20 protein-coding genes are annotated in these 22,452 nt (G+C 39.0%); all 20 read left to right on the top strand.

What is annotated here, in order from left to right:
* Nucleotides 1-8: 8 nt before the first annotated feature.
* The 20 genes from pyrH (at nucleotide 9) to B5D25_RS06200 (ending at nucleotide 22,298) form a co-directional block, all read left to right on the top strand.
* Nucleotides 9-713, top strand: coding sequence for a UMP kinase (gene pyrH, locus B5D25_RS06295; protein ID WP_341443630.1), 705 nt, complete (start codon nucleotides 9-11; stop codon nucleotides 711-713).
* Nucleotides 714-790: 77 nt separating this feature from the next.
* Nucleotides 791-1,333: a ribosome recycling factor gene (gene frr / locus B5D25_RS06290; protein WP_078787112.1), complete on the top strand. Its 543-nt coding sequence runs from the start codon at nucleotides 791-793 to the stop codon at nucleotides 1,331-1,333.
* Nucleotides 1,334-1,349: 16 nt separating this feature from the next.
* Entirely contained in the window at nucleotides 1,350-2,078 is a 729-nt protein-coding gene (locus tag B5D25_RS06285; protein WP_078787111.1) for an isoprenyl transferase, read from the top strand.
* Entirely contained in the window at nucleotides 2,078-2,878 is an 801-nt protein-coding gene (locus tag B5D25_RS06280) for a phosphatidate cytidylyltransferase (protein WP_078787110.1), read from the top strand. The genes B5D25_RS06285 and B5D25_RS06280 overlap by 1 nt, the downstream gene beginning before the upstream one ends.
* 22 nt (nucleotides 2,879-2,900) lie before the next feature.
* A complete protein-coding gene (dxr, locus tag B5D25_RS06275) occupies nucleotides 2,901-4,067 on the top strand; it encodes a 1-deoxy-D-xylulose-5-phosphate reductoisomerase (protein ID WP_078787109.1) in 1,167 nt (388 codons plus the stop codon).
* 49 nt (nucleotides 4,068-4,116) lie between these two features.
* Nucleotides 4,117-5,154 (top strand): RIP metalloprotease RseP, encoded by a 1,038-nt coding sequence (rseP, locus tag B5D25_RS06270; protein WP_078787108.1) that lies wholly within the window; start codon nucleotides 4,117-4,119, stop codon nucleotides 5,152-5,154.
* Complete coding sequence (ispG, locus tag B5D25_RS06265; RefSeq protein ID WP_078787107.1) at nucleotides 5,155-6,216, top strand: flavodoxin-dependent (E)-4-hydroxy-3-methylbut-2-enyl-diphosphate synthase; 1,062 nt, start codon at nucleotides 5,155-5,157, stop codon at nucleotides 6,214-6,216.
* A gap of 37 nt (nucleotides 6,217-6,253) precedes the next feature.
* Complete coding sequence (locus B5D25_RS06260; protein ID WP_159444096.1) at nucleotides 6,254-11,356, top strand: PolC-type DNA polymerase III; 5,103 nt, start codon at nucleotides 6,254-6,256, stop codon at nucleotides 11,354-11,356.
* Nucleotides 11,357-11,503: 147 nt separating this feature from the next.
* Nucleotides 11,504-11,770 carry an IreB family regulatory phosphoprotein gene (locus tag B5D25_RS06255; RefSeq protein WP_078787105.1) on the top strand — a complete coding sequence of 89 codons (267 nt, stop codon included), beginning with the start codon at nucleotides 11,504-11,506 and terminating at the stop codon, nucleotides 11,768-11,770.
* A 1-nt stretch (nucleotide 11,771) separates the two neighbouring features.
* The gene (ruvX, locus tag B5D25_RS06250; RefSeq protein ID WP_078787104.1) at nucleotides 11,772-12,197 is read left to right on the top strand and encodes a Holliday junction resolvase RuvX; all 426 of its coding nucleotides are present in this window, start codon (nucleotides 11,772-11,774) and stop codon (nucleotides 12,195-12,197) included.
* A gap of 81 nt (nucleotides 12,198-12,278) precedes the next feature.
* On the top strand, nucleotides 12,279-12,539 hold the full coding sequence (locus B5D25_RS06245; RefSeq protein ID WP_078787103.1) for a DUF1292 domain-containing protein: 261 nt from the start codon (nucleotides 12,279-12,281) through the stop codon (nucleotides 12,537-12,539).
* 2 nt (nucleotides 12,540-12,541) lie between these two features.
* Nucleotides 12,542-14,206: a ribonuclease J gene (locus tag B5D25_RS06240; RefSeq protein ID WP_090168485.1), complete on the top strand. Its 1,665-nt coding sequence runs from the start codon at nucleotides 12,542-12,544 to the stop codon at nucleotides 14,204-14,206.
* 4 nt (nucleotides 14,207-14,210) lie between these two features.
* Entirely contained in the window at nucleotides 14,211-14,549 is a 339-nt protein-coding gene (locus B5D25_RS06235) for a YlbF/YmcA family competence regulator (protein WP_078787102.1), read from the top strand.
* Between the two features lie 2 nt (nucleotides 14,550-14,551).
* Nucleotides 14,552-15,181, top strand: coding sequence for an endolytic transglycosylase MltG (locus tag B5D25_RS06230; RefSeq protein WP_078787101.1), 630 nt, complete (start codon nucleotides 14,552-14,554; stop codon nucleotides 15,179-15,181).
* A gap of 33 nt (nucleotides 15,182-15,214) precedes the next feature.
* On the top strand, nucleotides 15,215-15,970 hold the full coding sequence (locus tag B5D25_RS06225; protein ID WP_159444095.1) for an O-methyltransferase: 756 nt from the start codon (nucleotides 15,215-15,217) through the stop codon (nucleotides 15,968-15,970).
* Between the two features lie 108 nt (nucleotides 15,971-16,078).
* Nucleotides 16,079-17,323: a peptidase U32 family protein gene (locus B5D25_RS06220; protein ID WP_078787099.1), complete on the top strand. Its 1,245-nt coding sequence runs from the start codon at nucleotides 16,079-16,081 to the stop codon at nucleotides 17,321-17,323.
* A gap of 111 nt (nucleotides 17,324-17,434) precedes the next feature.
* Nucleotides 17,435-19,156: a GspE/PulE family protein gene (locus B5D25_RS06215; protein ID WP_078787098.1), complete on the top strand. Its 1,722-nt coding sequence runs from the start codon at nucleotides 17,435-17,437 to the stop codon at nucleotides 19,154-19,156.
* A gap of 84 nt (nucleotides 19,157-19,240) precedes the next feature.
* A complete protein-coding gene (locus tag B5D25_RS06210) occupies nucleotides 19,241-20,296 on the top strand; it encodes a type IV pilus twitching motility protein PilT (RefSeq protein ID WP_173471950.1) in 1,056 nt (351 codons plus the stop codon).
* 165 nt (nucleotides 20,297-20,461) lie between these two features.
* Nucleotides 20,462-21,667, top strand: coding sequence for a type II secretion system F family protein (locus B5D25_RS06205; protein WP_078787097.1), 1,206 nt, complete (start codon nucleotides 20,462-20,464; stop codon nucleotides 21,665-21,667).
* A 169-nt stretch (nucleotides 21,668-21,836) separates the two neighbouring features.
* On the top strand, nucleotides 21,837-22,298 hold the full coding sequence (locus B5D25_RS06200; protein WP_078787096.1) for a prepilin-type N-terminal cleavage/methylation domain-containing protein: 462 nt from the start codon (nucleotides 21,837-21,839) through the stop codon (nucleotides 22,296-22,298).
* Nucleotides 22,299-22,452 lie beyond the last annotated feature (154 nt).

Here is a 22,452-nt window from a genome sequence, read left to right as displayed (position 1 = left end):
ATGTAGTTATGAAAATGGATAGAATAATGCTTAAACTCAGCGGTGAGGCACTTGCCGGAGACAAGAAAACAGGTTTTTCGGCAGATGTGGTAAAGGATGTGGCGCGCCAGGTAAAAGCCGTTCATGACAAAGGAATTCAGATTGCTGTTGTTATCGGTGGCGGTAATTTCTGGAGAGGACGTACATCTGATGACATGGACAGAGTAAAGGCTGATCAGATAGGTATGCTTGCAACAATAATGAATTGCATTTATACTGCTGATACATTTAGATCGGTTGGACTTAAGTGTCATGTTATGACTCCATTTCTCTGTGGAAGCATAACAGAGCTTTTTGACAGAGATAAGGCTATTGGTTATCTTGAAGCAGGAGATGTTGTTTTCTTTGCAGGCGGAACAGGACATCCTTATTTCTCAACAGATATGGGAATGGTTCTTTTCTCAATCGAGATAAATGCTGATGTTATTCTTGCTGCTAAATCCATTGATGGTGTTTATGACAGTGATCCGGAAGAAAATCCGGATGCTAAGAAGTTTGACAAGATGAAGATGCAGGATATTGTTGATAAACAGCTTAAGGTTATCGATCTTTCAGCAGCTGTTCTTGCAAATGACAACAAGATGCCTATGATGCTTTTCGGACTGAATAAGGAAGACAGCATTGTTAAGACAGTATCAGGTGAGTTTACAGGTACAACAATAACTGTAGATTAATAAATATTTGAAATCAAAGAAAAGTTATACAATAAATGAAAGGCGGCACATTTACATGTGCGGAAAGGTAATTAAAAATGGCAGAGTTTGAAGAGAAAATGCAGAAGGCGGTTGATAATCTTGCTACAGATTATGCATCAATAAGAGCAGGACGCGCAAACCCACATCTTCTTGATAAGATAAAGGTAGAATATTACGGAACACCAACAGCTATGCAGCAGGTAGGAAACGTTTCGGTTCCTGAAGCAAGAACACTTGCAATCACTCCTTGGGATCCAAAGTGCATCAAGGATATTGAGAAAGCTATCATCAATTCAGATCTTGGCGTTACACCAAGTAATGATGGAAAGAGCGTATATATCAAGTTCCCTGAGCTTACAGAGGACAGAAGAAAAGAACTCGCTAAGGATATCAAGAAAAAAGGCGAGGATGCTAAGGTTGTTGTAAGAAATGCTCGTCGTGATGCAAATGATGCTGTTAAGAAGCAGTGCAAGGCCGGTGAGATATCCGAAGATCAGCAGAAGATTGAGGAAGATAAGATCCAGAAGGCAACAGATAAGTATGTTGCAGACATTGACAAGATGGTTGATGAGAAGACAAAAGAAATCATGACAGTTTAATCTGTTAGGAGTATTTATGGAAAAGATCATTGACGGAGAAAAGTTAAATGTGCCGACTCATATAGCTGTTATCATGGATGGTAACGGAAGATGGGCTAAGAAAAGACTTATGCCTAGAAACTTCGGTCATAAGGCAGGAGCCGATGCCCTTGAGCAGGCATGTGAAGATGCGGATCATCTTGGTATTAAATACCTTACTGTATATGCATTTTCAACTGAAAACTGGAAAAGATCTGTAGAGGAAGTAACAGGTATCATGAATCTTTTCAGAAGATATCTTATCAACTCTATAGATAAATCAAATAAAAATAATATGCGTGTCAGGATAATCGGAGAGAGAAGTAAGCTCGCTCCGGATATCATTGAGGCGATTCAAAACCTTGAAGAATCAACTAAGAATAATACAGGACTTCAGTTCACCGTTGCCATCAATTATGGCGGACGTGATGAGATCAGACGTTCTATGATAAAAATCGGGGAGATGATCAAACGTGGTGAAATCTCACCTGAAGATATTACGGAGGATCTTGTGAGTCAGAATCTTGATACATATGAACTTCCTGATCCTGATCTTCTTATAAGGACAAGCGGTGAGGAGAGAACATCGAATTTCCTTCCTTGGCAGCTTGCTTATTCCGAGTTTTTCTTCACGGATACTTTATGGCCTGATTTTGACAGGTCAACATTTATTGATGCCATTAGGCATTATTCAAAAAGAGACAGAAGATATGGTGGTGTAAAATAATGTTTGTTACCAGACTTATAAGTGGAATTGTTTTAGTTATCTTAGCGATAGGAACTCTGTATTTCGGAGGAGCAGTTACATGCATTGCAACCTTATTGATCTCTCTGGTCGGTGTATATGAACTTATGAGAGTTTATAAGATTGAGAAGAAGGCACCGGCAGTTGTAGCATATTTGGGAACAATCGGTTATTATATACTGCTTTTTGTTGATAAGACAGAATTTATCATGCCTGGATTTATCGGTTATCTTCTGGTTGTTTTAGCAATTTATGTGTTGGCATATCCTAAATTCCGTGATTCGGAGATAATGGCGACATTTACTGCATTTTTCTATGTCAGCGTTATGCTTTCGTATGTTTACAGACTGAGAATAATGGAACATGGCGGATACCTGGTTATCCTCATATTCATTTGTTCTTGGGGTAATGATACACTTGCTTATTGCACAGGTATACTTATCGGAAAACATAAGATGTCTCCAAAGCTCAGTCCTAAGAAGAGCATCGAAGGACTTATAGGAGGTATCCTCGGAGCAGGAATCCTTGGAGCTGTATTTGGAATCATTTACAGCAATCACGTAAAAGCTGTTGATAATGCATGGCTGTGGTTTGGACTTATCGGTGCTATTGGTGCGATACCGGCTGTTATAGGCGATCTCGCAGCATCAGCTATTAAGAGAAATAATGACATCAAGGACTACGGAAAACTTATTCCGGGTCATGGTGGAATACTTGATAGATTCGACAGTATGATATTTACTGCACCGATTATTTATTATCTTGTAAATTATCTTATATAATGACATAAGGGTCATAAGTAAAATGAAAAAGATATCAATTATAGGATCTACGGGATCCATAGGTACACAGACTCTCGAGGTTGTAAGAGAGAATAAAGATATTGAGGTTGTTGCTCTTTCCTGCGGAAGGAATATTGAGCTTCTTGAAAAGCAGATAAGAGAATTTAAACCATCCTTGGTTTCTGTGGAATATGAAGAAGATATTAAAAAACTTAAAACTGCCATAAGTGACATGACAGGCGTAACTGTCATGTCGGGCAGGGACGGACTTTTAGCTGTTGCAACCGCTGAAGAGGCGGATATTGTTGTGACAGCTATTGTTGGTATGGTGGGCGTAGAACCAACTATAGCGGCCATAAATGCCGGAAAAGATATAGCGCTTGCCAATAAAGAGACTTTGGTTACAGCAGGTCATATAATCATGCCGCTGGCTAAGGAAAAGAATGTTAAGATACTTCCGGTTGACTCGGAACACTCGGCTATATTTCAGTGCCTCAGCACAAGTTATAGAAGTGATGGAATGAGAAATGAAGTATCAAGACTTTTGATAACTGCTTCAGGCGGTCCTTTTAGAGGAATGAATAATGATCAGTTGAAGAATGTAACTCTTGAAGATGCGTTGAAGCATCCTAACTGGTCCATGGGACATAAGATTACAATAGACAGTGCGACCCTTGTAAACAAAGGGCTTGAAGTTATAGAGGCAAGACATCTTTTTGATGTTACGCCTGATAAGATCGAGGTGGTTGTGCAGCCACAGAGCATAATTCATTCAATGGTTGAATTCGTTGATGGAGCGGTGATGGCACAGCTGGGAACACCGGATATGAAACTTCCTATCCAGTATGCTCTTTATTATCCGGACAGAAGATTTCTTCCGGGAGAAAGACTTGATTTTACCAAAATGAGCGGTATTGTTATTGATACGCCGGACAGAGATACATTTAAGGGACTTGATTTTGCATATAGAGCTCTTAAAGAAGGTGGAATTATGCCGACTATATTTAATGCAGCAAATGAATTTGCTGTCGGATGTTTTCTGAAAAAGAAGATAGCATTTTTAACTATTTATGAAATGATAGAATATGCTATGAATAACATAAAAAATATCAGCAATCCATCGGTTGAACAGATTATGGAAATGCAAAGTACAATTGATGAAGTCTTAAAAATCAGATTTAAGATATGATGACAGGGTAGGCATGATGTGATGCCGATATAGAAGGAAGAACGAAGTAATGAAGATAATAGCTATAATACTTGTATTCGGAATAATAGTCTTTGTTCATGAACTCGGACATTTTCTGGTTGCAAAATTAAACAAGATAAAGGTATTGGAATTTGCGATAGGTATGGGACCTGCCATAGTAAAGTGGGGCAAGAAAGAAACAAAATATTCTCTCAGAATACTTCCTATAGGCGGATATTGTATGATGGAAGGCGAGGATGAGGAAAGTGATGATCCAAGGTCATTCAACAATAAATCCTGTCTTGCGAGACTGGCGGTACTTTTTGCCGGCCCGTTTTTTAATTTCATTTTAGCCTTTGTACTTGGTGTAGTTATATGTCATTTCTGCTATATAGACCCTGCTGAGATTTCAGGTGTTGCAGAAGGAAGTGCTGCTGAAGAGGCGGGACTTCAGGCCGGAGATGTGATAGTTGAGCTCGACGGAAAGAATATATATAACTTCAGAGAGCTTTCATATCATATCGTTTCAGGAAAGCCCGGAGCTTCCATAAAGGTTACATATAAGCGTGACGGCAAGGAAACAACAGTTACTGTTACTCCTAAGAAGGATGAGGAGACAGGAAGATATTATTTTGGTGTTTATTCAAATAACAGAGAAGCGAAGAATTTCGGAGAGAAACTGAAATACGGGTTCCTTGAGGGAAGACTTCAGATAAAGGCGACACTTATTTCACTCAAGATGTTATTTACAGGCGGAGCATCGGTAAATGATCTGATGGGACCGGTGGGCATCGGTAATTACATGAGTGATGTCATAGATCAGGCTGAAAAAGAAGGCGGATTTGCAAATGTTATACTTAATATCCTTAACTTCTGCATTCTTATCAGTGCAAACCTCGGAGTTATGAATCTCCTTCCTATTCCGGCTCTTGACGGAGGAAGAATCCTCTTTGTCCTTATAGAGATGGTTACAGGAAAGAAGATTCCGAAGGAGAAGGAAGCTTTAGTAAATGGTATAGGCTTTGTGCTTCTCATGATACTTATTGTATTTGTATTCTTTAACGATTTGAGAAAGGTGTTCTTCTAAATGTCATATAGAGATAATACAAGGAAGATCAATATTGGAAATGTTACTATAGGCGGCGGAAATCCTATAGCTATTCAGTCGATGACCAATACTCCGACTGCGGATGTTGAAAAGACTGTTCAACAGATACTTCAGCTTGAGAAGGCCGGCTGCGACATTATAAGAGTTACAGCTAATACTGTTGAGGCAGCTGATGCATTTGATAAGATAAAAAGTGAGATACATATTCCGCTTGTGGCAGATATTCATTTTGATTATAAACTGGCTATAAGAGCCATGGAACATGGTGCAGATAAGATAAGGATCAATCCGGGAAATATCGGCGGGAAAGATAACCTTATTAAGGTTGTGCAGGTGGCTAAGGAAAGAAATATTCCTATACGTGTCGGTGTAAATTCGGGATCTTTGGAGAAAGATATCATCAGCAAATACGGCGGTGTTACAGCTGAGGGTATTGTTGAAAGCGCGCTTGATAAGGTAAGACAGATTGAGGAATGTGATTATAATAATATTGTGATCAGTATTAAATCATCAGATGTACTTATGAGCGTAAAGTCTCATAGACTTATAAGTGAAATGACTGATTATCCGCTTCATGTTGGTATTACAGAATCGGGAACATTATATTCCGGAAATATCAAATCATCTATCGGGCTTGGAATTATTCTTGGCGAAGGAATAGGTGATACAATAAGAGTTTCGCTCACAGGTGATCCTGTGCAGGAGATAAGAACTGCAAAACTTATTTTAAAGACGTTGGAACTTAGAAAGGGCGGACCTTCTCTTGTTTCTTGTCCGACATGCGGAAGAACAGAGATACCGCTTATAGAGCTTGCTGAGCAGGTTGAGGCTATGCTTGAGAATTATCAGCATCTTGATATAAAAGTTGCTGTTATGGGATGTGTTGTAAATGGTCCCGGAGAGTCAAAGAATGCTGATATCGGAATAGCAGGTGGTAAAGACGAAGGGCTTGTCTTCAGACATGGAGAGATCATCAAGAAAGTTCCTTCTTCAGAACTTCTCGGAGCATTAAAAGAGGAACTGGATAATTTTGGAAAATAATTTGCTGTAAAGCAGTATTTATAAGAGGATTTTTTTGGTGGAAAGAAAGAATTTTTACACTGTCTTTCCTGATGTGAAATTAGAAGATAAATATAGTGATATATTTGATCATGTAAATGTGGTCAAGATTGTAAATGATTCCGCAAAGGGAGAACTTGATATAAGCTTTGAGGCGGACAGATTGATCCCAAAGGAATATATTTACAGAGCTGAAGAGGTGCTTAAGGAGCACCTTTTTACTTCTAAAGGAAAGACCAAGGTTAAGTTTATAGAGAGATATTTTTTGTCGGATCAGTATAATCCGACAACACTTCTGGAAGTTTACAGAGACAGCTTTCTACGTGAGATTGAGAGAAAAAGTGCATTCGATCATCAGATTATGAAGAAGGCTGATTTTAGTGTGGAAGAAAATCAGATAAATATCACTGTTGATGATAACTTTGTCATCAGAGGTAGAACCGAGAAGATTAAGGAATATCTTGAAGATACATTTCTTAATCGCTTTGGCATGAAAGTTGAAGTGGTATTTTATTATAAATCAGAGGACGGCACCAAAAAGGCAGGCATCAAAAAGGCAGAATCCAATAAGGATGAAGCAGGAGATACCGGTAGCCCGGCTGATATGAACGTTGCTGGGGATAATTCGACTGAATCGTTATCAGAGAGTGGTACAAATCCCGCAGATGCAAATGTTGAGGCAAGTAAATCATCAGAATTATCAGATTCATCAGAATTATCAGATTCATCAGATCTATCAAATTCACCAGATCTATCAAATTCTCGTGAGACTACGGATGGATTAAGTGATATTAGTGAATTTGAATTCGAGAGGATATGTGGTCAGGACGATGATGGGGCGGATGATTTCAGTGATCAGGATTTCGCATTTGTAATAGGCTGCACTCCGGGAATGTCCGGATATTCCGGTGAGAGAAGTGCCGTAGGTAAAATTGATAATGGAATTCCATTTGATATGGGTGATGAAAATGACAGGCTTAGAGATGAGGCCTTTCTTAATTCGATTGTCGGTTATTCTGATGAAAATATTTCGGATGATTATATCATGGCTAACGAAATAAATGCCGCAAATCCTAACGGAATTGGAGAAGCAGGCGCTAATGGAAGTTCCGGTGCAGGAAAGAATAATGATGCCGGAAACAGCAATTCAGGTGCTGCCGGAAATGATAATAAATCAGCCGGCGGTAATTCAGATAATAACGCAAACAGCGGTAATCCTGATCATAAGGATGCCGATAAAAAAGATTCGGACAAAAAGGAAGAAGAAAAGAAGAAGCTTGGTACAGGTCGTGAATATCAGGGAGGAAAATTCGGAGGAAAGAAGAAATATTCATCCGGAGATCCTGACTGCTTTTACGGCAGAAATTGTGAGGGTGAAACGGTTGAGATCAGCCTTCTCGAAGATAATATGGGAGAAGTGTGCATAAATGGCCAGATTCTCACAATGGAAGAGAGAGAACTTCGTACCGGAAAGATTCTTATCACTGCGAATATTACGGATTTTACAGATACTATTGCATTCAAGCTTTTTGTTCAACCTGATGATATAGATGTTATAAGAGAAGCGCTTAAAGTAGGTAATTTTTATAAATTGAAGGGTGTTCCTGCTTATGATGCATACGCAAAAGAAGTTAACATAACATCAGTGTCCGGTATCAAACCTTCTTCAGATTGGAGAAACAGAAGAACTGATGATGAAGAAGAAAAAAGAGTAGAGCTCAATATGCATACCGTTATGAGCGAAATGGATTCTGTAGTTGACATAAAACAACTTGTTAAAAGGGCAAAATCATGGGGCCATAAAGCTGTGGCCATAACAGACAATGGTGCGGTTCAAGGCTTCCCGATTGCGGCTCACGAAGTGTCAATGGACGAGGAATTCAAGCTTATTTTCGGTGTTACAGCTTATCTTGCAAATGATATGAAGACTCTTGTTCTTAACGGACATGGAGAGGATTTTGATAAAGACAATACTGAATTTGTAGTATTTGATATAGAGACCACAGGTCTTTCTTTGAAACATTGTAAGATCATAGAGATCGGTGCTGTAAGGATAGATAAAAACGGTAAAGAGATTGGCAGATTTTCTGAATTCGTTAATCCGGAAGTACCAATCCCTTACAATATCGAAAAACTTACATCAATCACTGATGCAATGGTTGCGGGTGCGCCGACTATAGAGGTGATACTTCCGCAATTCCTTGAATTTTCGAAGGGTGCAGTACTAGTTGCTCATAATGCCGCATTCGATACCGGATTTATCAGAGAGTATTCTACAAGACAGGGATTTAAATATGATTTTACAGCTCTCGATACCATGACTCTTGCGCAGGTATTTATTCCTGATATCGGAAGATATAACCTGGACAGACTCTGTAAATATTTTGGTGTAGAGAATAAACATCATCATAGAGCTTGTGACGATGCTGATGTTACAGGCAAGATATTCGTTAAGATGATGGAAATGATCAGAGAAAAGGGGATAACAACTGTTGAGCAGCTCAATGCATACGGAAGTGTTTCGGCCGATAAGATAAAGAAAGGCCGTGTTTATGATTCGACCATTTTGGTTAAAAATGATGTTGGTAGAGTTAATCTTTACAGACTTATTTCCGAGTCGCATATTAACTTCTTCAATGTTAAACCACGTATGCCTATGAGCCTTGTTGAGCAGTATAGAGAAGGTCTTCTTGTGGGCTCGGGAACTTCGGGAAGTGAACTTTATGAATATCTTTTGAACGGTGCATCTGATGAGGATATTGCGAACCTTGTTAAGTTCTTCGATTATCTTGAAGTTCAGCCGCCTTCAAATGACGAATATATGATAAATGATGACAGAAGCCGTGTAACTTCGAGAGAGGATTTAGAGGAAATCGTTAGAAAGATAGTCGAGCTCGGAGAAGAATACGGTAAGCCTGTTGTTGCAACGGGAAATGTTCATTTCCTTGATCCGGAAGATGATATATACAGAGAAATCGTCATCGAAGGGAATATGAATAAGGGTTCTATGAAAAAGGCTCTTAAAGATGCAGCGGAAAATGGCGAAAGTGTTGAACAGGTTCTGCCGCCTCTTTATTTCAGAACAACAAGAGAAATGCTTGATGAATTCAGCTTCCTAGGATATGACAAAGCAAGAGAGATAGTTATAGAGAATTCCAACAAGATATGCGACATGATCGAGAAGATAAGTCCGGTACGTCCGGATAAGGCTCCTCCGGTTATCGAGAATTCTGATAAGACACTTAGAGATATCTGCTATACAAAGGCCCATGAAATATACGGACCTAACCTTCCTGAGATAGTTGAAACGAGACTTGAGAAGGAACTGAATTCCATTATCGGAAATGGTTACTCCGTTATGTATATCATCGCTCAGAAACTTGTTTGGAAATCAAATGATGACGGCTATCTTGTAGGATCGAGAGGTTCTGTTGGTTCTTCATTTGCAGCTACTATGGCGGGTATTACAGAGGTTAATCCTTTGTCACCTCATTATATTTGCCCGAATTGCTACTATACTGATTTCGACTCGGAGCTTGTTAAGAGCTACAGCGGTATGTCAGGATGTGACATGCCTGATTGCGATTGTCCGAAATGCGGAACGAAGATGAAAAAGGAAGGGCATGATATTCCATTTGAAACTTTCCTTGGATTTAAGGGTGATAAGGAGCCTGATATTGACCTTAACTTCTCGGGCGATTACCAGCCGAGAGCCCATGCATATATAGAGGAAATATTCGGAAAAGGTAAAGCCTTCCGAGCAGGAACCATAGGTACTCTTGCGGAGAAGACGGCTTATGGATATGTTCTTAAATACTGCGAAGCGAGAGGAATAACCAAGAGAAGAGCGGAGATAGAACGACTTGCTGCAAGATGTACAGGCGTAAAGAGAACTACAGGACAGCATCCGGGAGGAATTATAGTTCTTCCGGCAAATGAAGAGATCTATTCATTTACACCTATTCAGAGACCGGCAAATGATATGACAACCGATATTACCACAACTCATTTCGAATATCATTCCATCGACCATAACCTTCTTAAATTTGATATTCTCGGACACGATGATCCTACAATGATAAGAAGGCTTGAGGATCTGACAGGTACGGACGCGAAAAAAGTTCCTTTGGATGATGAAAAGGTTATGTCATTATTCCACGGAACGGAAGTGCTCGGATTAAAGCCGTCTGATATAGGCGGAACGCCTCTTGGCTGCCTTGGTATACCTGAGTTCGGTACTGATTTTGCTATGCAGATGGTTATCGATGCAAAGCCGGAAAGTTTCTCGGATCTCGTAAGAATTTCAGGTCTTTCCCATGGTACCGACGTATGGCTCGGCAATGCACAGACACTTATTGAAGAAGGTAAATGTAAGCTTTCTTCGGCAATCTGCTGTCGAGATGATATCATGGTTTATCTGATCCATATGGGACTTGAATCCGGTGAAGCATTCAGCATTATGGAAAATGTTCGTAAGGGAAAAGTTGCCGGAGGAAAATGTAAGGAATGGGCGCAGTGGAAGGAAGACATGGCTGCGCATAATATTCCGGACTGGTACATATGGTCATGCGAGAAGATTAAATACATGTTCCCGAAAGCACATGCGGCTGCATATGTAATGATGGCGTGGAGAATAGCTTATTATAAGATCTATTATCCACAGGCTTATTATGCTGCGTTTTTCAGTATTCGTGCGGATGCATTCAGTTATGAACAGATGTGTCAGGGAAGAGATAAACTTGACAGATGTCTTGCCGAACTTAGAAAGATAGACAAGAAGGATCAGACGGCGAAGGATGCTGACAGTATCAAGGATATGAGAATAGTCCAGGAAATGTATGCCCGCGGATTTGAATTCATGCCTATAGATATTTACAAGGCTGATGATAAATATTTCCAGGTAATAGACGGAAAGATCATGCCGAGTCTTGCTTCCATCGACGGAATGGGCGAAAAGGCTGCGGCTCAGCTTAAGGCTGCTGCGAAGGATGGCGTCTTCCTTTCTCAGGAAGAACTTCGTGACAGAGCTAAGATATCGAAGACCGTTGTAGATAAAATGGCTGAACTTGGAATACTCGGAGACATGCCTGAACAGGGACAGTTAAGCTTTAGTTTTCTTTAATTATTTATTTTCTTATATTTGCTTTGGTAAACGTAAGAAAACAGAAAACTTGCGTTTAATCTTAAAATAAGATATGATAATGGTTAACTGTGAGTATAAGGGTGTTTTAACAGATATTAATACATTAGCGAATAAGGATGTGATACAATGAACAATCAAAGGACACAGGATGTTGATATAGTAAAAGAATCTACACTTGAAGTACCTGAGATCATCGAACAGGTTTATGCTGCTCTCTCTGAGAAAGGCTATAATCCTGTTAGCCAGATAGTAGGTTATATCATGAGCGGTGATCCGACATATATTACAAGTTACAAGGGTGCAAGAAGCCTTATCATGAAAGCTGAAAGAGATGAGATCATAGAAGTCCTTATGGAAAATTATATAGATACGAAGCTTAGGGACGGAAGATAAAATGAGAGTAATAGGTCTTGATTACGGAACAAAAACAGTAGGAGTTGCTATTTCCGATGAGTTGCTGATAACAGCACAGCCTCTTCTTACGATTGAGAGAGAAAGAGCAAATAAACTTAGAAAAACTGTAGCAAAGATTGAAGAGATCATTTCTGAATATAATGTTGAGGAGATAGTTCTCGGATATCCTAAGAATATGAATAATACGCTGGGAGAACGTGCAGCGGCAACTGATGAATTCAGGGAGATGCTTGAAAGAAGAACAGGGCTTCCTGTTATTCTTGTGGATGAGAGACTTACGACTATTGAGGCTGACAGAATACTTGAGGAAACCGGTGTGGTAGCATCCGGACGTAAGGAATATATCGATAAGATGGCGGCCGCAATTATTTTACAGAATTATCTTGATATGAAGAAAAACGCATAACTTGGAAATTATTATGCATGTTTATCCGGCGGCATTTTGGTCGGTTATTGGTTCGTTGTATTAATGTAAAGGACAAAAGATTTGGAAGAGATTATTTTTGAGACAGAAGACGGTGAAGTATCCTTCTTCATTATTGCAGAGACAAAGCTGCAAGGTAAAAGTTATATTCTTGTGACCGATTCCCCTGATGATACAGAGGACGGTGATTTTATGGTGCTCAGGGACGTTTCGGGCGCCGGAGATGAAGAAGCGATTTACAATGAGATTGAAGACGAAGAAGAAATGATGGCAGTTATAAAGATATTTAATGAACTGCTTGACGATATTAATTTGGAGGTTTAGTTTTGGCGACTAAGAGTAATACGCCGGTGAAGATCATTCCCCTTGGAGGACTGGAACAAATAGGAATGAATATCACGGCCATAGAATATGAGGACAGCATTATCGTTGTGGATTGTGGTCTGTCCTTCCCTGATGACGGTATGTTGGGTATCGATCTGGTTATTCCTGATGTGACATACCTCATTGAAAATAAAGACAAGGTTAAGGGACTTGTTGTTACACACGGACATGAAGATCATATAGGATCGATTCCGTATGTTGAAAAGCAGATCAATATGCCTATTTATGCTACAAAGCTTACAATGGGACTTATTGAATATAAATTAAAAGAACATGAACTTGCGAACAATGTTAAGAGAAAAGTTGTTTCGTATGGACAGACTATAAATCTTGGATGCTTCAGAGTTGAGTTTATAAGAACCAACCATAGTATCGCGGATTCTGCGGCACTTGCTATTTATACACCGGCAGGTATCATTGTTCACACGGGAGATTTTAAAGTTGATTACACTCCTGTATATGGTGGTATAATCGATCTTCAGAGATTTGGTGAACTTGGTAAGAAGGGCGTGCTTGCGCTTATGGCTGATTCAACAAATGTTGAAAGACCGGGATTTACACCATCTGAGAAGACAGTCGGAAAGACTCTTGATCATATCTTTGATGATAATAGAGACAGACGACTTATCATTGCTACATTTGCAAGTAATGTAGACAGAGTTCAGCAGATAATCAATTCTGCTTATAAATATGGCAGAAAGTGTATAGTTGAAGGAAGAAGTATGGTGAATATCATCAATATTGCTTCTGAGCTTGGATATATAAATATTCCGGGCAATACACTTATTGATATAGATGAGGCAAGTAATTATAAAGATGATCAGCTCGTATATATCACAACCGGTAGTCAGGGTGAAGATATGGCTGTATTATCAAGGATTGCTGCATCAGTACATAATAAGATTAAGATCAAACCGGGAGATCTTGTTGTATTTTCATCTCATCCGATACCTGGAAATGAAAAGTCGGTATATAAGATAATCAATGAACTTGAGATGAAGGGCGCAAAGGTTATTTACCAGGATACACATGTATCCGGACATGCCTGTCAGGAAGAGCTTAAACTTATGTATGCACTTACAAGACCAAAATATGCTATTCCGGTTCACGGAGAGTATAGACATCTTAAAGCGCATGCCGAGCTTGCTCATGAGATGGGAATTGAAAGAGAAAATATCAAGATTCTTAAAACCGGAGATGTACTAAGTATATCGGGAGATATGTTGGAAGTTACCGGAAGAGTGCCTGCAGCGGGAGTTCTTGTTGACGGACTTGGTGTAGGCGATGTCGGAAATATTGTTTTACGAGACAGACAGCATTTATCTGAAAATGGTCTTATAATCGTTGCTATCACCCTTGAGAAGGGAAGTGGAATGGTTATGGCCGGACCTGATATTGTTTCAAGAGGATTTGTATATGTCAGAGAATCTGAATCTCTGATCGAAGATTGCAGGATGGTTGTTGAAGAAGCTATCCAGGACAATACAGGACGTGGTTCTGCTGACTGGAATAAGCTTAAGACAGCAATAAGGGATGCCCTTGGAGAATTTCTGTGGAAAAGAACAAAGAGGAGCCCGATGATCTTACCTATCATTTCTGAGGTTTAGTATTATGGAAGAATTAATTGCCGAATGCAAAAAACTGAACGGCATGATTAAAAATTCAATAGAATACAAAAACTATGTTAGTGCAAGAAATCATTTGCGCAGAAACGAAGATCTTGAAAAAAGGCTTCGTGAGCTATATGTTAAAAATCGTGAGATACAGGATTACAGCTACAATGCTTATGAAGAAACTGCGGGGCTTTATGCGTCCAATGATGAACTTCTTCATAATCCATTGGTGGATGAATATATTAGAGCGGAAAGCGCTTTAAGAAGGCTGCTTAAAACTATGCTTGATATAACGGCAGCCGATATAATATTTAATTATCTTGATGAGGGAATTTAATTATGATCAAAATTAAAAAAAGTATGGGGAAAAGAGCAGAGAGAACACTAAAATCAGCTATGTTTTACACATTGGAGCTTTTTATCGATGTACTTTTGGTATATTTCATTGTAAGAGGTTTTTCTGTAGCATTTGATTTTACATATAATGTATTCAGTGATTCGGCAGCGAGTCCGGGATCAAATACAACCGTAACTGTTGAGGTCGGCGAAGATGAGTCGGCAATGGATATTGCAAAGACACTTTATAAGGCTAAGCTTGTTAAGAATAAATACGTTATGGCAGCAAAGCTTTATCTCGGCAAATACAATAAGGATATCAAACCGGGCAAATACAAACTTAAAGCTTCCATGACTTATAATGAGATCATCGAGTCTATGAGTGGAAGAACTGTTATCAGAAAGGTTGTTCAAGATAAGAACAAACTAAAACGAAAGAATCTGGATGATAAATCAGGAAAAGAAGGTGTAAATGGAGCAACTTCCGGAGATTCTGAAAAGAAAGAAGATTCGGACAGCTCTGATTCAGATAGTTCAGATTCGGATAGTTCAGATTCGGACAGCTCTGATTCGGACAGTTCTGATTCAGATGGTGGATCTGATGATTCCGGAGACGGCGATTATGAGGAGTAGATGATAATAGTGAACCAGGGGAGGAGCGGTAAGATGGATTATTCACGCGTTAATTCATTTTTGGAATCATTTATATCAGATGATGAAGGAAAGCTGAATGATATTTATTTAGATGCTCGTGCCAGAGGTATACCGGTTATCAGGAAGAATACTAAGGAGCTTTTAAAGCTCCTTATTCTTATGTCAGGACCGGAAAAGATTCTGGAAGTCGGAGCGGCAGTCGGTTATTCTGCTTTATATATGGATAGTGTATCCAAGGGGAGAGGTATCTCACCGAAGATAGTAACCATAGAACTTGAAGAAGAAAGAGCGGATGAGGCGGAAGAAAACTTCCGCAAAGTTTTAGGTATAGAGACAAAAAATATACGAGATACAATGGAAGAATGCTGTACATCAGGCGGAGATGCATTGGAAAACTATGGTTCGACGAGTGATGATAAATTAAATAACAATATCACCCTTCTTAGAGGGGATGCATATGAAGTGATGAAGAAAATGGATGTTCAGAATTATGGAACATTTGATATGATATTTATTGATGCGGCCAAAGCTCAGTATAAGAATTATATGGAAGAGGCTATAAGACTGAGCCATAAAGGAACGATTATAATTACCGATAATATTCTTTTGGATGGCGAGATCATTGAATCACATTTTCTTGTTGAAAAAAGAGACAGAACGGTCCATGATAAGATGAGAGAGTTCTTAAAAAATATAAAAAATGACGAAAGACTTTCGACAGTGCTTTTATCCGTGGGAGACGGCATGTCGGTATCAATCGTTAACTGAATTTTCGTGATTTATGCTGAGATTTGTAGTGTTTTATGATATAAAATATCCGGCGAATTGATGATAATTCTTGTGGTATAAAAATTCTGAGTATCATTGGAGGAGAGAATGAATAAAGATAAAACTGTAGAATTGCTTCTTCCTGCGGGAGGGCTTGATACTTTGATATGTGCTGTTGATTACGGCGCAGATGCGGTATACATAGGAGGTCAGAGATTTGGACTTCGTGCCAAGGCTGATAATTTTAGTATAGAAGACATGAAAAAGGGCGTTGAATATGCTCATGCTCATGGCGCTAAAGTATATCTTACCGTTAATATTTTCGCTCATAATAATGATATTCATGAGATCCCTGAATATTTCAAAGAGATAAAGGATGTAGGACTGGATGCGGTTCTTATTTCCGACCCGGGGGTTTTTATGCTGGCGAAAAAGTATATGCCGGAAATGGAACTTCATATAAGTACTCAGGCAAATAATACTAATTATGAAACATTTAATTTCTGGTATGGTATGGGTGCTAAAAGGGTTGTTACAGCAAGAGAACTTTCCCTTGCGGAGATTAAAGAGATAAGAGCGAATATTCCTGATGATCTCGAGATAGAAGCATTTATGCATGGTGCTATGTGTATATCATATTCGGGAAGATGCCTTCTTTCGAATTACATGGCCGGAAGAGATGCGAACCGCGGACTTTGTACACATCCTTGCAGATGGAAATATGCGGTTGTTGAGGAATCAAGACCGGGAGAATATATGCCGATTGAAGAAGATGAGAGAGGAACATATATTTTCAACTCTAAGGATCTTTGTATGATAGAACATATTCCGGAAATGATAGAAGCCGGTATATATTCTTTTAAGATAGAAGGAAGAATGAAAACTAAACTGTATGTTGCAGCTGCGGCCAGAACATACAGAGAAGCTATAGATGATTACCTTGAATCACCTGAATTATATAAAAGTAAGATAGAACATTATAAAGAGCAGATATCTGCTTGCACATATAGACAGTTTACAACAGGATTTTATTTTGGAAAGCCTGACAGCGATTCACAGATTTATGATTCCAATACATATGTCAGAAATTATATATATCTTGGAGTTATTGAAGAAGTAAATGATGACGGAAGCGTGCTTCTGTATCAGAAGAATAAGTTCTGTATCGGTGATAATGTTGAAATAATGGATTTCAGAAAGGGTGACATAAAAGCTGAAGTGAAATCTATTCGTGATGAATATGGTCGTGAACAGGAATCGGCGCCTCATCCTAGTCAAAAGTTATATATTAAGTTCAATATTTCGGCAGATTGCCTAAAAAAAGGCATGATAATAAGGATGAATTCTAACTGAAATAATAATATATATACTTTTAAATGTGAAAAAAGTGTGATATAATAAATTGTCTGTATTTACATAATATATATACGGCGGGGGCGATGCCGTGGTGAGAGAGGGAAAAATATGAAAGTATCTGGAGTAAGAAAAAAGATTCGTATAGGCGATCTTCTTGTAGAAGCGGGCGCTATATCTGAGGACCAGCTTCAGCAAGCACTTGAAAAACAGAAAGAAAGCGGCGGAAGAATCGGTAATATCATAATGCAGATGGGATTTATCAGTAGGGAACTTCTGATAACGGTACTTACAGCACAGACAGGTATTGACTACTGCGAGATAAAGAGTGTTAAGGTTGATGATGCGGTTCTTAAACTTGTTCCTGACAGTCTTGTAAATAAATACAAGATAATGCCTGTAGGATATGATGAGAATAATCCTAACATATTAAAAGTTGCAATGGCAGATCCGATGGATCTTGTTGCTATAGATGATATAAGTATAACTTCCGGCCTTCAGGTAGAACCGATGCTTTCCTTTGAAGAAGACCTTAATGAAGTAATCGGTAAGTATTATGGTAGTGCTCAGGCTATGGAAGCTGCTGAGCAGTATAGAAAAGAACAAGCATCCGGTGAAGTTACAGATGAAGAAGCAAGTCAGCTTGATGATGATGTTGATAATTCACCGATCGTTCTTCTTGTTAATCAGATAATAGAAGGTGGAGTAAGACAGAGAGGTTCCGATATTCATATCGAGCCGATGGAAACATATGTAAGAGTTAGATACCGTATAGACGGTGCTCTTAAACAGGTTATGACATATGATTACAGCCTTGCTGCTGCTATTTCAGCTCGTATTAAGATCATTGGCGGTATGGATATTGCTGAGAAGAGAAAACCTCAGGATGGTCGTATCACTATCATGGTTGATAGAAGAGAGTTTGATGTCCGTGTTTCTATCCTTCCTACTGTATACGGAGAGAAAACGGTTATGAGACTTACTTCCAAGGATGGACTTACTAAACCTAAGTCAGGACTTGGATTCTCACCTGCGGAAATTGAAGTATTCGACGGAATCCTCAGTAACCCGCACGGTATTATACTTGTTACCGGCCCTACAGGTTCCGGTAAATCAACAACACTGTATACATCACTTTCTGAGCTTAATACAGAAGATGTTAATATTATCACTGTTGAAGACCCTGTCGAGGCTAACATCGACGGAATTAATCAGGTACAGGTAAATGTTAAAGCGGAGCTTACATTCGCAGCTGCACTTAGATCTATTCTCCGTCAGGACCCTGACATAATAATGATAGGAGAAATTCGAGACGGCGAGACTGCACAGATAGCAGTTCAGGCGGCTATCACAGGACACCTTGTTGTTTCGACACTCCATACAAACTCAGCTGCTTCAACAGTTACACGTATTATTGATATGGGTATTGAACCTTATATCATTGGTGATGCTTTAGTAGGAGTTATCGCACAGAGACTTGTTAGACGTCTTTGTACAGCTTGTAAGTCACCTCGACTTGCGGATGAAGAAGAGATGATAGCTCTTGGTATAGAGGATATGGACGAAGATGTTGTCGTTTATGAACCTGTTGGTTGTCCTCTTTGCAACAATACAGGATATTCCGGACGAATTGGTGTATACGAGATGATGCCTGTTTCTAAAAAACTTCAGGCGGTTATCTCAAAAGGAGCAACAGCTGATGTTATCGAAGCTCAGGCTCTTGAAGAAGGAATGTCTACTCTTAAGATGAGTGCTGCAAAACATGTTCTTAACGGAATCACATCACTTGATGAGATGAAGAAGATCACATACACAGCAGAAGATGAATATTAAATTGTATATATTCGCTCGTTGAGCGTTTAATATAAAGAATAAAATGAAAACAAAGAAAAGTAAGAAAGGACAGGGGAATACAATATGATCGATATGGACGAACTCCTGAGTATGGCTATTGAGAAGAATGCTTCCGATATTCATATTGCAACAGGAATACCACCTAAGCTTCGTATAAATGGTCAGTTGATAGATGTCGATGTACCTCCGCTTTCAGCACTTGATGCGGCAGAAAGTATCGGTATGACCATGAACGACAGACACAAAGCAATACTTAAGGACAGAGGTGAATGCGACTTTGCATATCAAGTAAGAGATAGAGGTCGTTTCCGTGTTAACGTATTCATGGATAGAGGTAATATGGCAGCAGCGTACAGAAAGATCGATACTGTCATTCCAAGACCTGAAGCTCTTGGGCTTCCACCTTCAGTTGTTGAACTTTATAAGAAGAAAAGAGGGCTTGTTCTTGTAACAGGACCTACAGGTTCAGGTAAATCAACAACCCTTGCTTCTGTTATTAATAAAGCAAATGAAAACTTAGCAACACATATTATTACTCTTGAGGATCCTATCGAGTATATTCACAAACATAAGAAATCGATAGTTAACCAGAGAGAACTTGGTATGGATACACTTTCTTTCGATAATGCACTTAGAGCTGCTCTTCGTGAAGACCCGGATATCATCCTGGTAGGAGAAATGCGTGATCCGGAAACAATTCAGATTGCTATTACAGCAGCCGAAACCGGACACCTTGTATTCTCTACACTTCATACAATCGGCGCGGCAGCAACTATCGACCGTATTATCGACGTATTCCCACCTCATCAGCAGCAGCAGATAAGAATCCAGCTTGCGATGGTTATCGAAGGAGTTATCTCACAGCAGCTTCTTCCTACAGCTGATGGAAAGGGACGAGTTGCAGCGTTTGAAGTAATGCTTGCGAGTCCTGCTATCAGAGCTCAGATACGTGAGGCTAAGACACATCAGATTGAGTCAACAATCCAGACATCAAAGGGATCGGGAATGATCACTATGGATGATGCTCTTGTTGATCTTTATAGAACAGGTGTCATTTCCAGAGATATGGCATTTATGTATGCTCAGGATCAGAGTAGTATGCATAAGAATTTGTACTAATATGTCGAAATTGTAAACAAAAAGTAAATTTAAGTATTTATTTATAGAAAAAACTGCCAAATTTTTATCAATTGTTAACAAAAACATTGCAAATTATTCATGTATGTTGTATTATTAACGTAAGATATAGGCAAAAAATCTATAAAGATGTTCGGAGGAATTGGTATGGCACAATATAATTACAAGGCCATGGACGCTTCTGGAAAAACGAAGAAAGGTTCTATAGAAGCTCAAAGCGTTGACCTTGCAAAAGAAAGACTGAGAAAAGAAGGTCTCAGCATTATGGAAATTGATGAGAATAAAGATATTCAGATCAATTTCGGTCGTAAGAAAGTTAAAACAAGAGACCTTGCAGTTTTTTGTAAGCAGTTTGGTTCAATACTTCGTGCGGGTGTTCCAATCATTCAGGCGTTGGACATGCTCGCTGAACAGATGGAGAACAAAACTCTTCAGACAGCACTTAAGGAAGCACAGACACATGTTCAGAAGGGTGGAACACTTGCGGATGCATTTAAGTTGAATCCTGAGATATTCCCACCTATCCTTTACAACATGGTTGCCGCCGGCGAAATGTCTGGTAAACTTGAAGTATGTTTCGAAAGACTTGCAACACAGTTTGAGAAGGATGGATATATTCAAGCTAAGATTAAGAGTGCGATGACTTATCCAATTGTTGTACTTGTTGTTATCGGTGTAGTAGTTGCAATAATGATGATTAAGGTTATTCCTACATTCTCAGATATGTTTGAAGAAATGGGAACAAAGCTTCCGGGGGCTACTCAGATGCTTGTTAACTTCTCTAATTTCCTTGTTCACAAATGGTGGTTACCTCTTTTTATAATATTAGGTATTGTTATAGGAATTAAATTCTTCAAGGTTACACCTACAGGACAGCAGTTCTTCGGAAGTCTTGCTCTTAAGATGCCTGTATTCGGAAATCTTTCTATCAAGACAGCTGCTGCGACATTCGCAAGAACATTCTCAACACTTCTTGCTTCAGGTATTTCCCTTATCGATGCAGTTGATCAGACTGCAAAGGTTATGAAGAATAAGGTTATCAGAGATAAACTTATGGAATGCAAGAGTCAGGTAGCAAAAGGTGTTCCACTTTCTAAACCTATCAAAGATATGGATATATTCCCAATTATGTTACCTCAGATGATGCATATCGGTGAGGAAACAGGTAATATAGAAGATATGATGGTTAAGGTTGCTGATTACTATGAAGAAGAAGTTGACCTTGCTGTTGAATCATTATCGGCAGCGATGGAGCCTCTTATCATGGTTGTCCTTGCCGGAGTTGTTGGTGTTATCGTAGTTGCTATTTACTCACCAATCATGAGTATGTACGATGCGGTAGACAGTTATTAAAATCTCGTTGGTGAATGCATATCAAAAGTTGCCTTATGAAGGCAACTTGATATGATCACATATATGTTACACATAGTTACGATATAATCCGTTAGACGAGGAACGGAATATATATATTATCTAAAACTATGAAGAAAACTAAAAAACAAAATGAAAAGGAGAATCAATTATGAAGAAGACAAACAGAGGTTTCTCACTCGTAGAACTTATTATCGTTATTGCCATCATGGCAATCCTTGCAGCAGCTATCGCTCCTGCACTTATCCGTTACATCGACAAGTCAAGAAGAGCTGATGATGTAACAGCAGCTGGTACAGTATTAACAGGTGTTCAGACAGCTATGGCTGATGAAGATTGTTACTCAGAGATCGCTAAAGCTACAAGTGGTCAGATTATTTGCTCTGTAAAGGGTGGTAAAAAAGGAAACGTTGCTGTAACAGCAATTGGTGATAATCTTAAGAGCGAGATGGAATCAACACTTGCTGGTGGATGTGACATTAAGTACACAAAGGATAAGGCTGCATACTACAACGTAACTGTTAATGGTGAAGTTCTTTCAGTTTACATCGGTAAAGATGCAACTAATACTGAGTGGGAGATTCAGCCTGTTACATGCAAGAAGTATAAGTAAGATTTGCTTATTGTAGTAATTTAAACTGGGTGTAAGGGTTTTAACTCGTCGTAAAACCCTTACATCTTTTAAAAAGATAATTGTTTTTTTGTTTTATGTAACTAAAATATTTAATCTTGAATTAGACTAATTAAGTAAAAAAAAACGGCTTAAT

The organism is Eubacterium ruminantium (assembly GCF_900167085.1).
GTDB lineage: Bacteria > Bacillota > Clostridia > Lachnospirales > Lachnospiraceae > Eubacterium_Q > Eubacterium_Q ruminantium.
Note: the sequence above shows the minus strand (reverse complement) of the source record. Positions and strands in the feature narration are given on the sequence as shown.

What these genes read in the sequence shown, in the direction of transcription:
- pyrH (WP_341443630.1), top strand. Translation starts at nt 9, where the DNA reads ATGAAAATGGATAGAATAATGCTTAAACTCAGCGGTGAGGCACTTGCC.
- frr (WP_078787112.1), top strand. Translation starts at nt 791, where the DNA reads ATGGCAGAGTTTGAAGAGAAAATGCAGAAGGCGGTTGATAATCTTGCT.
- B5D25_RS06285 (WP_078787111.1), top strand. Translation starts at nt 1,350, where the DNA reads ATGGAAAAGATCATTGACGGAGAAAAGTTAAATGTGCCGACTCATATA.
- B5D25_RS06280 (WP_078787110.1), top strand. Translation starts at nt 2,078, where the DNA reads ATGTTTGTTACCAGACTTATAAGTGGAATTGTTTTAGTTATCTTAGCG.
- dxr (WP_078787109.1), top strand. Translation starts at nt 2,901, where the DNA reads ATGAAAAAGATATCAATTATAGGATCTACGGGATCCATAGGTACACAG.
- rseP (WP_078787108.1), top strand. Translation starts at nt 4,117, where the DNA reads ATGAAGATAATAGCTATAATACTTGTATTCGGAATAATAGTCTTTGTT.
- ispG (WP_078787107.1), top strand. Translation starts at nt 5,155, where the DNA reads ATGTCATATAGAGATAATACAAGGAAGATCAATATTGGAAATGTTACT.
- B5D25_RS06255 (WP_078787105.1), top strand. Translation starts at nt 11,504, where the DNA reads ATGAACAATCAAAGGACACAGGATGTTGATATAGTAAAAGAATCTACA.
- ruvX (WP_078787104.1), top strand. Translation starts at nt 11,772, where the DNA reads ATGAGAGTAATAGGTCTTGATTACGGAACAAAAACAGTAGGAGTTGCT.
- B5D25_RS06235 (WP_078787102.1), top strand. Translation starts at nt 14,211, where the DNA reads ATGGAAGAATTAATTGCCGAATGCAAAAAACTGAACGGCATGATTAAA.
- B5D25_RS06230 (WP_078787101.1), top strand. Translation starts at nt 14,552, where the DNA reads ATGATCAAAATTAAAAAAAGTATGGGGAAAAGAGCAGAGAGAACACTA.
- B5D25_RS06225 (WP_159444095.1), top strand. Translation starts at nt 15,215, where the DNA reads ATGGATTATTCACGCGTTAATTCATTTTTGGAATCATTTATATCAGAT.
- B5D25_RS06220 (WP_078787099.1), top strand. Translation starts at nt 16,079, where the DNA reads ATGAATAAAGATAAAACTGTAGAATTGCTTCTTCCTGCGGGAGGGCTT.
- B5D25_RS06215 (WP_078787098.1), top strand. Translation starts at nt 17,435, where the DNA reads ATGAAAGTATCTGGAGTAAGAAAAAAGATTCGTATAGGCGATCTTCTT.
- B5D25_RS06210 (WP_173471950.1), top strand. Translation starts at nt 19,241, where the DNA reads ATGATCGATATGGACGAACTCCTGAGTATGGCTATTGAGAAGAATGCT.
- B5D25_RS06205 (WP_078787097.1), top strand. Translation starts at nt 20,462, where the DNA reads ATGGCACAATATAATTACAAGGCCATGGACGCTTCTGGAAAAACGAAG.
- B5D25_RS06200 (WP_078787096.1), top strand. Translation starts at nt 21,837, where the DNA reads ATGAAGAAGACAAACAGAGGTTTCTCACTCGTAGAACTTATTATCGTT.